Source organism: Arthrobacter sp. YAF34, assembly GCF_052113245.1.
Taxonomy (GTDB): Bacteria; Actinomycetota; Actinomycetes; order Actinomycetales; family Micrococcaceae; genus Arthrobacter.
In genome coordinates, this window is record NZ_JBFRCV010000012.1 from 14,468 (window position 1) to 30,507 (window position 16,040).

Sequence of the window (16,040 nt, forward strand, 5' to 3'; positions counted from 1 at the left end):
CCTCCGTGGCGGATCCAAGCTCGAGTGGAGTGCTCATTCCCAGTCGCCGCATGAGGGTCTCTCGTTACAGTAACTTATCCAACAATTTGCGTTAAACGTTCCTTGGATACTGTTCTCGATTGTGCACCTTGGAGCGTAACCAAATCCAATGTGGTGTCACCGCGCGTATTTAAGGATAAGTAGACTTCCGTTTCACCTCCAACGCGTGTTTCTGGGCACCCATGCAGGAGGTCCGCGACCGACAGAACCTAGGGACGTATGTGCCCCGTTGATTCGCGAGCATTTTCATGCCCGCGAGGCCAGCAGTTGTGTAACCGTTCGGCATTTCGCAAATGTCTCTTAGCGCAAAATGGACTCATCACTTCTTCGGCTCGATTAGCAACCCCGCTGCGTGCACCCCGGCAATGGCGCTGGACCCATCTCCTTGCGCGATCGTCAGACCAAGAGCAACTCAGAGCTCACAAAGCGGGGCCTGCACGATACCGTGCTCGTCCGGACAGCAAAGGTCAGAGAATCGGAGCGATGCTGATGAACTTCGGCGCGTTCCGGGCACACACCAATACAGCGGATGACACCACCCCGGTGCCCCCTCGGTAAATGAGATTCTTTGAAGGGGCCAGGGGTGAGGCAACGCTGGACTTGATCATCCTGCTCAGGTGTCTTTCTAGGCGGGCGGGTCTTCCTCGTGTCGCAGCTCCAGGGTGAGCTGATCTGCAGCGGCGAACTCGCGTACTCGGAGTTGAACGGTCCGCTTGCGTATGACGTCTTCCGACTTTGATGAGGCAAGTGTCCCGAATGGGTCTTGAACGGCTCTCACGAAGGGTGGGGCATTTTCGAGATCGGCGCGAAGATTGCCGACGAGGTAAAGCCAGAAGTGACTTCTGAGTTCGCCCCCGGCTGTCTTCCATTCGTTCCAACTCATGGCTTGTACTTGTGCGTCGACACCGGACGACTTCAGTTCAATCATTCGATCAATCGAACCACCCTTGATGGTCAGGACGTCGAAGCCGGGGTAGAGCTCGCTGATGCCCTGCTCAGCGAGCTGGTCAAACACTTGCTCGATCACGGTGGACTGTTCGATAGCGGCTACGATCTTCTCCGGTGAGCTGACGTCGACGATGAGCACGTCCGCATTCTCAGAGGGCGTCTCTCCTGGGAGTACGACCGTCTTCTGCCCGACGAATCGTCGCTCCTCAAATGCGAAGCTTATACGCATGCCAAGTCCGTCAAGTTCGTTCAGGTCGGTGCCGGCGGCTGCCCTAGGCGCGCCTGGAGATCCACCCGCTTGGTCGCCATGTCCGTCACCTGCGGCTCCGGGTTGGCCGTTGCTTCCTGTGGTCTCTTGCCTGGGACCTGCTCCCTCGATGCGGATGACTTCTCCGTCTATCAGGAGGTCCTCATAGCGGTGCAGCGGGATACGCGGAGCGGCACGGGTCGCAGCGGGAGGGGTTCTGTCTGCGTGCCCGGTGGCCGCTTCTGTTGACTCGCCATCTGTCGTGTCGAGCTCGCTGCCGTCTGTGCGGTCTGCCAGCTGATCGACCTGATTGGCGTCACCTCCGACATCGGCAAGGTCTTGCTGAACCTCCTCCAGCTTCTCCGCGGCGCCGGCCAGATCGAGTAGTTGCTGTCGCTGCGCGGGGTTCGCGTTGATGAACGATAAGAAGGTCTCGACAGTGTTGACCTCCAAGGTCTCTGCTAGCGCCATAGCCAGGGTATGAGCGTCCTCCGCTATCGGCGGCCATGCAGGGCCGGCCCACATGGCGAAACCTTGAAATCCCGAGCCCTCCGAGCGCCGCACGTAATACGTCCGCTGCGGAATCTGACCAAGGTTCTGCCCTCGGAATGAACAGCTCAGACTGAGCGACTCCACGGGTTCCAACCTCTCAGCGAATTCAGTCAAGGCCCGTCGGTCGGCCCCACTCCGGTCAGCTCGATCGGCACTAAGGCGAGCGAGTAGCGGTGGGATCAGGTCTCGGAGTCCCTGGCGGAAAGTGCCGAGGCCGGGTGCGTCAAGAGCAGTTTCGCCCGGCATCACCGACCACTCCAACGCGCTCTCAAGGAGTGGGGTTCCGAAGAGCTCGCGGAGCGGACGAAGCGCTCCCGGCTCGGCCTCAAGAACGAACAACGGCACCTTGTCCTGCACGCCGCTCCGTTCTCGACTGCCAGACACCGACGCGTACACGACGTCTCGGGCGGCGAGGAACTCGTACCCGGCCGCCGTGCGCGCGGCAAGCGGGGTGCCACTGAGTGGCACCCCGCTGTTCACCGTGCAGCCGACCAGGAGTTCGAACATCTGGCGGTAGATCGGCCGCAGTTCCGAGCGCAGTGCTTGGTCGGTGATGCCCGACGGGTAGATGTGCGAAATGCGTACGCAGAGATCGTGTGCATCCTCGACAGTGAACGCGGCCGGAGTCAGCTCGCCGCGGACTTGTAGTTCGTCGAGGCAAGCGCGGAGTGTCGAGGTCGGCACCCCAATCGGTTGTTTGAGAACAGGAAGGTAGTCCTCGGCGTCCCGCCCACTGCGGCCCAGGCGACGAATGAGCTCCTCGGATCGTCGCCACGTTTGGTTTGGACGACGGGGACCATGGCTTGTGGGGCAAATCGCGTGGTGACGGAGTCGGTAGAGCCATAGGTCCGGGCCAGCAGTGACGAGTTCTTCAGACGCTGCTCGCGGAGGAGTCGTCCTTGCCGACGGCTGTTTGCCGGCTCGGACGAATGCCAACTCGGCCTGGGTGTGGCGAGCGTAGGTGTTCCAATTGCGAACGAGGTGGTCGAGCAGCTTCTCGGCCACCTCGGTGTCCCTGCGGAGGGCGACTTCGGCGATCTCGTCGAGCCGATCAAGGTTGTGAACCTGGTAGAGATAGTGGTCCGTCGGCTCCCACCGTGGATCAGACGAGAGTTCGCCGATGAGATCCGCTTTGTATCCGGACCATACGTTGTCCAGACCTGAAAATGCCCAGCCACCGGGGAGGCCGAGACCCTTCGTGTTCGTCCACCCGGTCCCGCTGTCATCGACGTCGTGAAAGTGGATCAGTCTCAAACCTCGGCTGACGCCGAGCCAGGCGAAAAAGTTGCGCCACCGATCGTCGACGGTTGTCTCAAGGGCTTCGTCGGTGTCGTCATCGAGGTCGACTTCTCCCTCGTCGGGATCGACTGTCGCATCGCTCGCGTCGTCTTCCACGTTGACGCCGATGGTGGACGAGAACTCGGCGAACACGTCGGGCGACGCAAGGAATCGGATTTGCATGACCTCGCCCGCAGCGGCCATCGCTTCAACGATGGTCTCGACCGAATCATCGCCAACCCAGTCGCTTCCGAAGTAAACCTGATGGGCCGGAGCCCACGTCAACTCCCCGCTAGCATCGGCTCGACACGGAACATCAAGGCGGCTGAGATTGAAGAACGCTCGGTCCGAGCCAAGCCGGCCCATGGGGAGAGGCTGATCGGGTTTGGTGGTTTTTCCGGCCAACCGACAGATCGTGGCGAGTGCTTCGATGGTGCGGTTTGACTCCCGCAACTCGGCGTCGGCCGCGGCCGTGCGCGTCAGTCCTGGAAGGACTGCGGCGCGCATGACTTCCTCGAAGCGGAACTCCTTGATGTCGAAGAGCGCATCCCACGCCTTCATCTGGCGCTCCAGGACCGACCTCTGTTCGGTCCTGCCGAGAATGCCCCAACACACCGCATGTGCGAGGAACCGCAACTTACGAAGGGGAAGTTCCTCCGCGGAAGAGCGCGGCGGGTAGAACGCACTTTCGTCTCCCAGGGCTATCCGCCTTACGGTGCCATCGTCGTTCTCACCCACCGGAAAGACCGGTTCCAGCCGGGCGCTCTCCTCCAAGGCCTGGCGATCCGCCGCATCAGATCGTTCCCAGAGGAGCGCGCAGAGATCAAGCACGGGGTCAACCCGATAACGAGAGTCGGGGCCTGGTCGTAAGGCCGCCTTCCTCGTATCGAGGTTGTGCGCAAGGGCACGTAGTGAGTCAATTGGGCTGAGGGCCACTGCCCCATAGGCCGCACATACCCTGGCAAGCGAACCTTCACAGAACTCGGGATCAGGAAATTGTCTGCCGCTCAGAACGCAGTCCGCCTTGAACAGGTCAGCGAAGGCGGACCCCTCCGCGTCGAGAACGCTCGATGGAAAAACCGCCTCATTGAGGGCGAGTTGATTCGGTCCTGATGGCAGGAAGCGGGCACCCGTCATTGCCCTAGCAATGGCGTCGGCGAGGAGTCCGCCGGCCGACCCGGCGTCGCTTTCGTCTCGATCCAGAACTCGCAGGACGTAACGTGGGCCACCCTCGGCAAGGAGGTGAGGCATAAGCGTCTGCACGAATGTCTCGGCTGCGCGGCGTACGAGATACCCGTTGTAGTTCGACGCGGTGTGCGCAACTTGAACGTGCTGGCGTGAAAGGTCGGTCGTGAAGGCCCCGTTGACCAGTAGCGAGCAGGATGAAGGCTCCTGTGTAGGCAGGAAGACGTGAAACCGGCGGTCTTCCGTCTTGATATGGGGGTCCTCGGCATCCCGGACTGCGACTGACACTTCAGAGACGTCCACGCCCTCCCATGCGGGCCCGCTCAAGCCATCACGGTGGTCGCCGATTCGCACGTTGCCGTCGTGAGCAACCCAGTAGCGGTCACCCTCACCTTCACGGTTGACCAAGTCGACCCTGAAGAGGCCCGACTCGGTCAGGCCGGCACACCGCTCTACGCCAGCGGAGGTCACTCGGTGCCTCTCCAAGAGCCACTGACGGTCTGACTTCTCGCTGGAGGTCGCAACCTCAATGACCACTTCTTCAAGGTGCTTGAGGAAGAGCACGCTGGTCATCGGAAGGTTCAATAATTGATGCGCGAGTGCGGCCTTCTGTTCGGAGCTGACGCGTTCGTGGAACGGGAATCGAAACGCGCTGTGATAGCCGGCTGCACGGAGTTCGTCCCAAGTCTCGTGCACCTCGGCGATCGTCCGCGGGAACCGCATCGCCGGCACCCCGCGGACCTTGCCGCGGTCAAACTCCTTCCAGAGCAGAGACACCTGCGCTTCCGCTTGCTCCCGTCCCAGTCGGAAACTCACCGTCTCGGAGTAGGCCTCGGGGCTGTCGGTGATTTCGAGGACCGACTTGAAGCCCAACCCCTTGTGACCGATGCTGGCACGCTTTGGGCCGTCCGACTGGGCCTTGGAACTGGCTCCCAAGCCGCACAGTCCCCGAATATCGGCCTCGGTGAAGGGGCGCCCCGTGTTGGCAACCCACAGCTCCGTGTCGGTCAGTCGAAACAAGGCCCTGTCCTCGGTCCTCGTAACGCCAACCAGTGCGTCATCCGCATTCTGAAGGAGCTCATACACGAGACGACCGCGATAGTCATGGGCGACTTGTGCCTCTTGGCTGACGTCCTCCTGGAGCCGGCCCTGTGACTCTCGGTACACAGCGAGGTTCTCACGGCAAATGCGCTCCAGGATGTCATCGGGCGGGGTCGTCTCAGTCATGTACGCTATTCCACCACATGGTTCCGACGAAGGGTGGGTGGACCGTGCTGGCGATCTGCGAACCGGCACCTGTGTCGAATACCCCAACTACGGTTGACCGTGGATTGGAGCAGCCGCCAGGCACCGCGCCAACTCACCAGCGTTTCATCGATCGCACACGTATCACTGCCGCCCTCTCAGATGCGAGTGGGCGTGGCACTCGCTGCCGCCTGCGGACTGATGTCCTCAGTCGTGTCCTACCTGGCCAACCTTCGCCCTGCGCCGGGTACCGGCCCGGATCTTGGGGCACCTTCACCAGCACCACCCCATCTCGGCGGCCCGGGCCGGCTGGGTTATCCTCCATCAGGCCCTTAACCCAAACGACTGGTAAGGCATCGGGCTGATCGTCATCAGCTCCGTCGTGGTGTCGGTACGGGGATTTGCCTCGTCCCAGGAACGGGCGGCGCTGCGGGCATCACGGACGGGCTAAGGCCGCTGCTGTCTCGGCAAATCCTTCCCGCCCGACCGCATCGAGACTGAGACCTTCCGGATGGCGAGCGTAGGACCTTCCCTCGTCGAGGGACTTCGCCCAACACCGCCGCCGCACCGACTACGACGACACACAACCTTGATGAGCCGTTTCCCCCGCTGACCCTGCCAAATGGCACTACGATTCGAAGTTGTGAACACTTTCACCCGACTCGGAGAAGTTCGATGGTCCTGCCTCTAGTACCCCTTGCCCTAATCGGCATCGGGGTCATCAGCGGCGCGAGCGGCGCGGCCTTTGGACTCAAAGGCGGCTATGACATCAAGAGCGCCAACGACCGCATCCGAAAGTCTGGAGCGCATTACGACCAGGAACGTCGCAAGCTTGAGGCTCACGAGCTGGTCACGAACGATTCCCTCAAGGCCCTTGGCACCCGCCAGGAGCAAGCCATACAAATGGTTGTTGAGCGAATGGCTGACTTCCTGCGGCGGCACGAAAAGCGGGTGACCGAGAGCGAGAAGCTCTTGGTAGACGGACTCGAGTCGACCCCGGGGCAGGTCACGCTCGAAGGAAGTCTGGGGCAGGAAGCGATCTCCTGGATGCGCGGGATCGGGGGGTCGGCAGCCACGGGGATCGGCATCAACGCCGGGATCACCACCGCAGTCACAACGTTCGCCGCTGCGAGCACAGGCACCTCCATCTCGGCTTTGTCCGGTGTGGCCGCGACAAACGCGACTCTTGCCTTTCTCGGTGGTGGCAGCATCGCCTCGGGCGGCGCCGGGATGGCAGCCGGAGCAGCCGCCCTCAACTTCGCTACGATCGGGCCCGCGATCCTCGTAAGCGGCCTTGTAGTCGCTGGGCAAGGTGAGAAGGCGAAGACGAAAGCCCGCGAGAATGAGGCCAAGATAAGCGAGGCAATCGCTGAGATGCAGGTGACGAAAGCCAAGTTCGACGCGATCGGCGAACGATCCGCGGAACTTGAGGAGTTGCTTTGCCGACTTGTCGTGCGAGCCACGTCGGCACTCGATCTGCTCGAGTCCGAACTGTTCGACCCGGCACGCCATGCTGTTCGGTTCCAGCAGGCAGTGACGCTGACGATTGCTGTTCGCAACGTCGCAGCAGCCAAGGTTGTTGACGAAACCGGAGACCTGAACGAGGAAACCGCCACGTTCACTGTCAAGTACCGAACTCTGGTCAAGGAGGCTGAGGATGTCTGACGCGAAGGTGCACGTCGGCAAGGTGATTGGATCAAAGCACTCAGCGATTCTCAACGCTGATGCGTTCGTCGCTCTCAGCGAGATCGTAGGGGCCGCACGCGAGTACGGCCGGATCCGCCAAGAAGAACAAACAAAGCGCGCGGCTATTGCAGCGGCCGAGCATGTCCAAGTCGACCGAATCCACGCGGCCGAGAAGATTCTGAGGCTCTACTTCGAGCGAGTCTTCGCTGAGCGCGCGCAGACCAGCGAGGACATGTTCGTCCGCCTAGACCAGGCCATGGACTCAGGGGACCCCCAAATGGTTCACGCCGTCGTCCGGGGCATTGTCGATCTCGCCCAGTCTTCGCCGCTCGCTGGCCTGGACGACTTTGGCAAGTTCTGGGCAGAACTCGGCACCGACGCCAACCCCGTTGAGCTTTAAGACTGTTGGTGTAGGTCTCCCTCATCTGAGCACCTCGACCTCTACCCGGCCACTCTCGCGACCGCGCCGCTGCATCCTCAACCGCGAAAGCCCAATAGGTGACTCTTCGCGGTGAATTCCCTGCCACAATGCATGTTAAGCAGACCGTGGTCAGGCTGCGTTCCTGAGCACCAAATCGCGGATCACACTTCTCTCCACCACTGAACACCGACGAGCTGGCATTTTTCGACGCGGTGGACCAAAACGAGTCCGCTTTCCAGGTTCCAAGAGATGGGGTACTGGCCGATATTGCCCGAGCTGGTCTTGGCCAGGCGCCGTGACATCCGTACAGACTGGACGGTCTTGGATGGTGTGCAGGCGAAATTGCACTCTTCTATAAAGCGGTTGCCGGTCAAGTTCGACTATCCATCGACCAGCAGCCGGAGGCGATCAAGCAGGTCATGGAGCAGATGGTTTCCTTGGCCCCCGGTTCGCGGAGGCATGGGCGTAGGCTAGAGATTTCCGTCATCCGGCCGTTGCAAACGCGCAATTCTCAGTGTCGGTGACGGCCGAAAACTGAGCCATTGTTGCGGCTTGCCCACGACGCCCCAAAACTTCCCCGAGTTGTCATGAAGTCACGTGATCGGAGAGGCTGCCATGCGATCTTGACGCTGCGTCGTAAGCTGTCCTCTACATCACCCGGTCGCCTATCAGGGAGTACGCCGAATGTCGCCGAGCAAGATCAACATCGTTGACGCCTACGAGAAGGGCTGGAACTCGACGGCCAAGAACTTCATGCTGGGAAACCAGCTATTTGCAGTCAAATATGGTGACAAATTCAGCTACGCCTGGATGTGCGGGGCAAGCGACAAGCGCAAGAACAAGAACAAGTGGTCGAGCTTCGATGAAGCCGTCGATTACATCAAAAAGGAAGCCGAGGAGAAAGCTGCTCGAGCGGCCCGTCGCCCCGAGGATCCCCCCGCGATTCCCGGGCTACTTGATAAGACCGCGCGCCCCCTTGAGTTCTCGGCGTCCCCCAGCGGTCCTGATGCGATAAGTGGGGCGACGAAACTCCTCCCCGTCAGAACAACCGTAAAGGCTGAAGAACAGGCGTGGAACGTGTGGATCTTGACCGCAAACGTCAAGAACGAAGGCGAATTTCAGTGCGTGGTCAAATCTGAGGATTTTTGGATGTCACAAATAACAATCCGAAATAGGTTGCGCAGGTTGGAAACCAGCATTGAAAACCTTGCACTGGAGGCCAGTTTGACTGAAGATGAAGGTCTCGCGCGAGAACTTCGCAGAGCTGCATCGCGCGCAACCCGGCTCCACGAAGAAACCTCCGCGAAGTGGCCCCGGAAGTCTGCAGAGACCTAAAAGGAGGCGCTGCAAGAATATCTCTCTGGAACAAGAGGGCCTCCCAAAATGGAACGCTCCTGAGTCGTGAGTATTTGCCCCACGTACTCGCTGCACGGAAGGCACTCCCTTAGGGCGGCCATGTCGGCGAACGCAACGGCCGGGTCGAACAGACCCGTATTGATCCCCGGGCCGCGTCTTGCGGCGTCGATGTCCTGGTGCTTCTCCAACGCCCATCCGGTGAGGCGTCTGATGGCTCCGGTTTCATTAGGCGGGACAACTATGACCCGACGGCCAGCAACTCAACAATCGTTGCCGAGGACACCGGGCTTCTTTCCTCCCGTTCTTGATTGGAATGTTGTTCCTTGGCGAGTCGAGAACCCTGCCTTCCCAGGGACGACGTTGCCGAGAGAGGCACTCAAGGCCGCCCCGTATCGGATCCTCCAGACCATACCGGGTCTGCAATTGGGAAGCAGGATCCAACTCCGTAGCATAAAGTTCGCCGGCGTGACCATGCTGCCCACCGGCGCGCCTTCAACCGGCTGAACTCCCACTACCATAACGCCGTCGAACTCGTCGCACGGATACTCCGCTACTCCTCAGTCGAACACCGTATCGGCGAAGTACGGCAACTGTGTGCACTCTCGTGCGTCCTGCCCCTGGCCGCTTGTTCCCCTCAGCGCCCGTCATTGATCCCTCGTCTTCGATGTCCTCGCCACGAAAATTGGCCTCGATTATCGGACGTGAACTGGCGATGCAGAGCTCGGAGACGTGATGAGAGCGTTTGGCTGCACCACGAGTTCGTCATTTCCTGGCCGGCTCGGGCGGAGCGTCATATCCCCGGGCAGGAATCGAAGTTCGGCCTCTTTGATCTCATTGATCAGGACATTCCTAGCGTGGTCTGCACCCTCGGCGCCAGGAATTGCGGCACCGAGAAAGCGGTCGCGGGGAGGGAAGTCCAGTGCCACCATAACTTCTGCGCTCAATAGGGTCTCCCGTCCTCGCCCGCCTTGTAGGTAGCTGGTGTCGTGTTCCCACGAGACTTCCTCAAGCAGCTTTCCGACCATGACACGGCAAGACCGGGCATGTCTTACACGGCCACTTCCTCCCTGCCTCAGACCTGACCACGGTGGCATCACTTCAACTGGAACGGCACTGCTTCTTCAATGTTTCAACCCAAGCTTCAGGCGAAACCGGTCTGTCGCTGTTGTAGATTGCCTCCACTTCCATCGAGTACTGAGCGAGGAAGGGGGGAGAATCCATAGGCACTTGGGACACAATGTAGTTCGTATTCGGGCCAGCATAGATGTAGGAAATAAAAGTATCCATCTCATCAATGATTTGCACTCCCCGCTCTAGCAACCCGGCCCTAAAGGTAAAATACTCGTTAAGATCGCGCCCCGTTACGATTCCAGCCATCAAGAGCGTCAACTGGTGCAACGGAATGACCGACACTCTGCTCAAGTCGGCTTCTTTCGGGAAGATTTCAGCCAGACAAGTTCGATCCAGAATCGCAGCAGCGTAGGAGTGAAGTGGAGTTACGATTCCACGAACCGATGAAGACGCAAGGCCGCTAATGGCAACCCCAGAAACAGTGACATCATGTCCAGACTGGACGCGCGACTGTCTCATAGACACTTGATCTACAGCAATCGCCAGCTGATCCTTAAATGCATTGAGGACCGTTTTTGCTTTGGTCGGCGCAACCATAGCCTTACACTCGCCGATGTAGGCAAACCCTTGGCTATCGTAAAAGAAAAAGTCCGTTTCACCCTCATTCCCTGGCGAGCCCGGATCAGTACACAGAACCTCACCCGATGGAACAGTGAATCGGTCACCCGCAACCTGCCTGACGGTTTCACGGACTGTGAGCTCAAAGAGATCCGACCGCAACTTGGTGGCTTCGCGTCCCATAAATGTCTTACGTGCCATACCAAAAAAAGCAAGATCCAGGGACGTGAACGCGTCGCGAAGCGCTATAGGTAAGTATTCATCACCAAACTCGATAATAGGTCCGCTCTCAATTGCAGGGTTGAAAACTAGTGCAGCAAATGGCTCACCAGAAAGACTCCCGCTCTTGGTAGACACTCCAGATAGAATTGAGGGCGTCGATTCCGGCGTGACAATCCGGCCAGATAATGCGTTGTATGACCCTTGGTAGTCCATGGCAAGTTTCGCCATCCGCAACCACTCAAATAGGCTTCGGACGCTGTCGGTAGTGACATGCCTCAGGGCTGCGAACCGATCTGATGACGCAACCGCAGTAGCAAATGATTTGCAAATCAGCTCACAAGCCCAGGCCGTCCGAATTTCTGTTGGCATGATACGCTTCACCTGCTCACGCCATTCATTCGACCTGAAACCCGTAGGCAAGTCGTGGTCCTTAGTACTGGCTGCGGCCAGTACGGAAGATACGGCCATCCATTGCCCGCAGAGTGCAAAATATCTGGACAGCGCCTCCACATCTTGCCTTGTGCCTTTTGCGCCGACACCTAGAATCCAAGCGAACCGATTGATGCCGGCAGCGCCGATGAGATAGTTTCCTTCAACGGTTGCTTCGGCACCCTCTCGCAACCGGTTGGAGTAGAAAAGGACCCTGGGGTCCAGTTCATTCAGCCAGTGATCCGCGTTCTTTTCCAAGCGCGCAAGCAAAGGTTCAAGATCGGCTATGAGTCGAATGCGTTCCTCGCTGGAAAGATGTCCTTCCAGAGCCCGTCGCGCGTCCTGAACAGCTCGGGAAGGCAAAGCACTGAGCAGCTGACGGTGGTCGGCCGAAAAGGGGCGAAAGAGTTGGCCTCTAAGTGCAGTTTGATCGATGGTCATTATTCTCTCTATCATTTGGGCCATGCTCTTGCTAATTGTTTTCCCGATTCTGGGCTAAGGACCGCTTCCGGAATTTTACCGCGGCGACCGCGGGCGCTACTGAGGCACACCGATCTGAGTCGGGAACACAAGTGCCGGGACCACCACAGATACTCATCCCGCCACGATTAGCTGCCAAAATATGTCACTTGGGCATAGCATCCCGGGAACAGGACAATTGGATCACACAAGAATCCAGTGCTATGCGATGGGGACCATGTCCGTGGAGTATTTTCTAAGTTCGATTCCTCACTTGGCTGACGGTGCTAGGAACTGCGGACCGGCGTCACCCCGGGCAGTTCATGAACTGAGCAAGAGATCTCGTTGTAGCTTCAGCACAACGTCTCTTCCTTGCGCGTATCCCAGCCCTGTCTGCCCCGTGCGAACGTTCGCTCCGGTTGTGCCACCCTTTCCTCCGGTGCACAGTCAGTGCAGCCTCCGGCACGACGGCGGCTGGCGACGGTTGCGCGCTGGTCGTGCCCATACGCGCACGTCCACCACCAGGGGTGGTTGGTGGCGACCGTCTGAGAAGGCTGAATCCCGTTCTTGGCACTGTTCCAGTCAGTTGCCAAGTCCGGTTCCTTGGTCGCGATGTCGTTCACTCCGCCGAGCAACCACCAACCTGTATCCACAGAGCACGTGCGGTTCTTCTGTCGGCATCGATAGTCGATGTCGGCCGGGAATTCATGTCCGTCATCGCACAGCCACCACACCCTTCGCCCGTTGCCCGGCGTGACCATTTCCGGGGTGAGGTCACCGTTCATGTGTGGGTGCCACCAAGCTGCGACATCTGGCCGAAGCGTAGCTAGGTCGTTGACCCCGGGGATTACTGTGCGGCCGTGGCAGGTTGGGCAGCGCCCCTTGGTACTGACAAGGTTCGCAGGGGTGCGGATGAAGGGATGCCCTTTGTCGCAACGCAGGTGGATGTTGTCTTTCGAGTTTCCTGCTGAGACCTGCGTGACTTTCAGTTCGCCGTTTGCCTCGTCGTCCCAGAGGGCGGTCAACTGCGGGTGCGTAGTGGTCAAATCGTTAAGGCCAGCCAAGACCGCTTTCGCTGCACAGAAGGGGCATCCGGTGCCCTGCAAAGTCCGGTTCGTGATCCAGGCGTCGTAGTGGTGACCGTTGTCGTCGATCCAACCGACTTTCAAGTTGGATCCCGGAGTAACCATGGATGGAGTTAAGTCGCCGTTGGCGGCTTGATCCCACTCAGCGGCGATTTTGGGCATGACGTCGGCCAGGGAATTCAGTCCTGATACGACTCGTTGGCCGGTGCATATGGAGCAGCGGAAGTCTTCGCCCTCGATCCTGCGTGCGTGGTGCTTTAGTGTCCGTTGAACATGGCCGTTGTCGCACATAAGCAGTGGGGCCACGAGGGGTGATGACTGAACGACGATGTATCGGTCCCGCCACCACTCGTCTGCGTTCGTTCCGGCCGTCCGAAGGCAGGCCATGGATCGTCGGAATGGCTCCAGGGGATAACGGGCTGAAGGTAGTTTGAAAGTAGGATCCGGCACGATGATGGGCTCAAACTCCTCCACCGGGACCTCATTCAAGAAGGTTGTACGGGTCCATGCGATGGTCTGTCTCAGGAGGAGCCACAGCCGATCGCACAGCTCCGGGCTGACGGCCGCTGAAAAGTCCACCAGGACGGCCCAAAGTGCTGCGTATCGTTCCGCGAACGAAACCGTCTCGTCGAGTACGATCGCGTGCGTATCCGGATCGGTGACCGCAGCCAAGGCGGCGGCGGCTACGGGAAGATCGCAAGGTCGGGGGATTCCCCCGTGTTCTTGGCCGCAGGCCGAGTTGATCCGTCGCACAACCTCGTCGATCAGTGCAACTGAAATTCGGCCTCCGGCGAGTAGTGCCACAATGCGGAGGTCAGCGTCGACCACGGGTTGGCTGAGTTGCATCAAAGCGTATTCCCCGGGGGGATGGGGTTCAAATGCCGAAGGTTTTTTCGGTGAAGGGCCGGGAGCGATCCATCTGCGGTGTCGTTCGCAGGTGTGTCTTCCGCCGTTCCACGCGTACTCGACCGCCATTCCATCGACACACTCGCGGCACAGATGCGAGGAAAAGGGGCGGTTGTTTATTGGAGCTATGGGAGCCAAGGTTCCGGGCGGCAGGACACACATGGCCTCACAGAGGCTGATCATTCGTTCGGTGGTCTGACGCGGCGTTGCTTTCTTGCCGATGACCCGGGTGGCGTCGCAGTAGGCGAGGTGGTTGATGACGCGTTTGGTGGCCTTTAGATTGCGCTCGAGGCGACTGGCGAAGCTGTATACGGTTTCTCCCGGCCACGCCTTGATCCGCAGCGGCGCCGGCAGTGCGTGGATCGGTTCAATTTCCGGCATGGCCTAGTCGTCTCCGGCTGCCCGCTCCCTGCAGAGGGGCCGCCGGCACTGCGTTCGTCTTCCCGGTTTCTGCCGCGTAATCCCTTACGGACAGTTCCAGGAGTCCCCGTGTGATCGTCTCCTGTCCTGGTTTGTCCTCCAGGATGAGACTGGCGGCGGCGTCGAGCAGGACGGCCTTCAGCGTTCCGATGTTGCCCCCCGTAAACCAATGGAGCCATTCCGCCTCTGCCCCGAGTAGTTCTCCACTTGTTGCGTATAGGGGCAGCTCGGCGGCGAATCCAGCGACTATTTTGGCCCATTCGTCCGCCTTCTTGTCAGTCATATCTCCGGTGAAATCGATGACGTCGACGTTGAAGACACGGCGCTTGAGCTGCAGACCCTCGTCGTTCTGTAGAAGCTCCGAGTCCTTCAGGTCCAGACCTGAGTACACGATGGTGCCTTCAAAGTAATTTGTCAGGTCTTTCAGATTGTTCACCGCGGGGCGGGAGATTGATGCAGCATTGCCAAGCATTTGAATCTCGTCGAGGACGATCAGTTTTGTGGATACGACGGGCAGCGTGGCCTGGAGCATGGCTGCCAGGTCTGTTTCGGTGTCCGAATTCTTGAACGGCAGTGCGAGGAATCGTGCGATCCGCTGGAGGACGCCCTTGACGGTGCGGGTGGCGGGTATGGAGACGTAGATGGCCGGAACGGCCCCCTCTGCAGTGGCCCCGGGATAGTCGGTCTCATATCGAGCCAGGTAGTACTCGATCAGTGCGAGGCAAGCCGTGGACTTGCCGGTGGAAGCCGGTGAGGAGAGAAGCACCCCGCGTCTGCCGATTAGCGATCCGTCGTTCATCATGTGGGCCTTCCTGAACTGCTCGATGAGGTCAAGGACTGTACAGGTTGTGATGATCATCCCTCCGGCCATATATCGGATGCGGGCCTGGTTGAATGCCATCCTGTCTTCACGCTTCAGGGCGTCATAGGAGGGCCGGTCGATCATACGGAAGCGTTTCCGGCTTGGGCCCAGCAGATTGTTCAGAGACTCCCACCTCATGAGGGACTTGTCGTCTTCGATGGGCCCGCTGAGCCGGTGGAGAATGTCCGATGTGGCGGCATCCGCTCCGGATGGGGCGGCAGGATCGTCGGGCATCTAGAGTCCCTTCTCGTCGCGCTTCAGGTTTTCCGGCGCGTCCGCGGTGGCGTCCTCGGACAGGTAGTGTTTCGTGTCCATGGCGTTCACGATGTCGTCGGGGTCGAACAGTTTGTAGGCATCGGTGCCGGTGGCCCCAGCCCACATTTTGGAGGAGTCTTCGGGTTCCACGATTGTCGTGGGTTTAGGACGTCCGATGCCTTGTTCGTCGGCCAGTTTCTCTCTTTGCTCCCGGTCCGCCGCCGCGCGGAATTCCTTCTCGGCTGCTGCGGCGGCGCCCCTGACCAGCTGCCGGGACAGGTCGCTGCGTTCCTTTGCTGTAATTTGTTGCCCCAGAGCAGCGATGTTCTCTTCATTCTCACGGGTCGCACGCGAGAATGGCGAGTCGAACGCGTCGGCGTTTACCCAGTGGCATTCGATGTATTTGCCTGCGTCGGGGAAGCAGTCCAGCTCGGTGATGTAGACCCAGACCGCGGCGGGGTTGTCCGGTTTGTAATGGACTCGCCAGAGGTCCTTGGCGAGCTGATTTCCCGACGGCTTGCCGCGGTAAGGATCCAGTTCGGCTGTGTCGTACCGCCTCTTGCGCAATTGAATTCCGACGCGGCCGATCGTTCTCTCCTCGACTGGCAGCATGGTGATGAAGGTGTTCCGGGTGATGGGGGTGAATAGGCATCCGGTGCGGTATGTGAGGGCCTCGTACATGGTGTTGGGGCTGTACCGGCGGCCGGGGTACTCGGGGTTTCGCAGCGCATCGGTCTCCAGGTTCTGCCACACCTG

The 16,040-nt window shown here is 59.7% G+C and carries 8 protein-coding genes and 1 pseudogene; 4 read left to right on the plus strand and 5 right to left on the minus strand.

Annotation, left to right across the window (positions count from 1 at the left end; genetic code table 11):
- Positions 1–664: 664 nt before the first annotated feature.
- Positions 665–5,476 carry a sacsin N-terminal ATP-binding-like domain-containing protein gene (locus AB4Y72_RS14825; protein WP_441426923.1) on the minus strand — a complete coding sequence of 1,604 codons (4,812 nt, stop codon included), beginning with the start codon at positions 5,474–5,476 and terminating at the stop codon, positions 665–667.
- A 693-nt stretch (positions 5,477–6,169) separates the two neighbouring features.
- Here AB4Y72_RS14825 and AB4Y72_RS14830 point away from each other — a divergent pair.
- From AB4Y72_RS14830 to AB4Y72_RS14845, 4 genes and pseudogenes are all read left to right on the plus strand, one after another.
- Entirely contained in the window at positions 6,170–7,159 is a 990-nt protein-coding gene (locus tag AB4Y72_RS14830; protein ID WP_441426924.1) for a hypothetical protein, read from the plus strand.
- A complete protein-coding gene (locus tag AB4Y72_RS14835; RefSeq protein WP_441426925.1) occupies positions 7,152–7,580 on the plus strand; it encodes a hypothetical protein in 429 nt (142 codons plus the stop codon). Before AB4Y72_RS14830 ends, AB4Y72_RS14835 begins: the two co-directional genes overlap by 8 nt.
- 173 nt (positions 7,581–7,753) lie before the next feature.
- A pseudogene (locus tag AB4Y72_RS14840) lies at positions 7,754–8,125 on the plus strand (type I restriction enzyme endonuclease domain-containing protein); the annotation flags it as partial.
- A gap of 160 nt (positions 8,126–8,285) precedes the next feature.
- Positions 8,286–8,936, plus strand: coding sequence for a hypothetical protein (locus AB4Y72_RS14845; RefSeq protein ID WP_441426926.1), 651 nt, complete (start codon positions 8,286–8,288; stop codon positions 8,934–8,936).
- 1,119 nt (positions 8,937–10,055) lie between these two features.
- Here the strand turns inward: AB4Y72_RS14845 and AB4Y72_RS14850 are convergent.
- The 4 genes from AB4Y72_RS14850 to AB4Y72_RS14865 all read right to left on the minus strand — a co-directional run bounded on the left by AB4Y72_RS14850 (position 10,056) and on the right by AB4Y72_RS14865 (position 16,037).
- Entirely contained in the window at positions 10,056–11,762 is a 1,707-nt protein-coding gene (locus AB4Y72_RS14850; RefSeq protein WP_441426927.1) for a hypothetical protein, read from the minus strand.
- A gap of 347 nt (positions 11,763–12,109) precedes the next feature.
- Entirely contained in the window at positions 12,110–14,128 is a 2,019-nt protein-coding gene (locus AB4Y72_RS14855; RefSeq protein WP_441426928.1) for a zinc-ribbon domain-containing protein, read from the minus strand.
- On the minus strand, positions 14,115–15,263 hold the full coding sequence (locus AB4Y72_RS14860) for a TniB family NTP-binding protein (protein ID WP_441426929.1): 1,149 nt from the start codon (positions 15,261–15,263) through the stop codon (positions 14,115–14,117). The genes AB4Y72_RS14855 and AB4Y72_RS14860 overlap by 14 nt, the downstream gene beginning before the upstream one ends.
- Positions 15,264–16,037 (minus strand): Mu transposase C-terminal domain-containing protein, encoded by a 774-nt coding sequence (locus AB4Y72_RS14865; RefSeq protein WP_441426930.1) that lies wholly within the window; start codon positions 16,035–16,037, stop codon positions 15,264–15,266.
- Between the last annotated feature and the right edge of the window lie 3 nt (positions 16,038–16,040).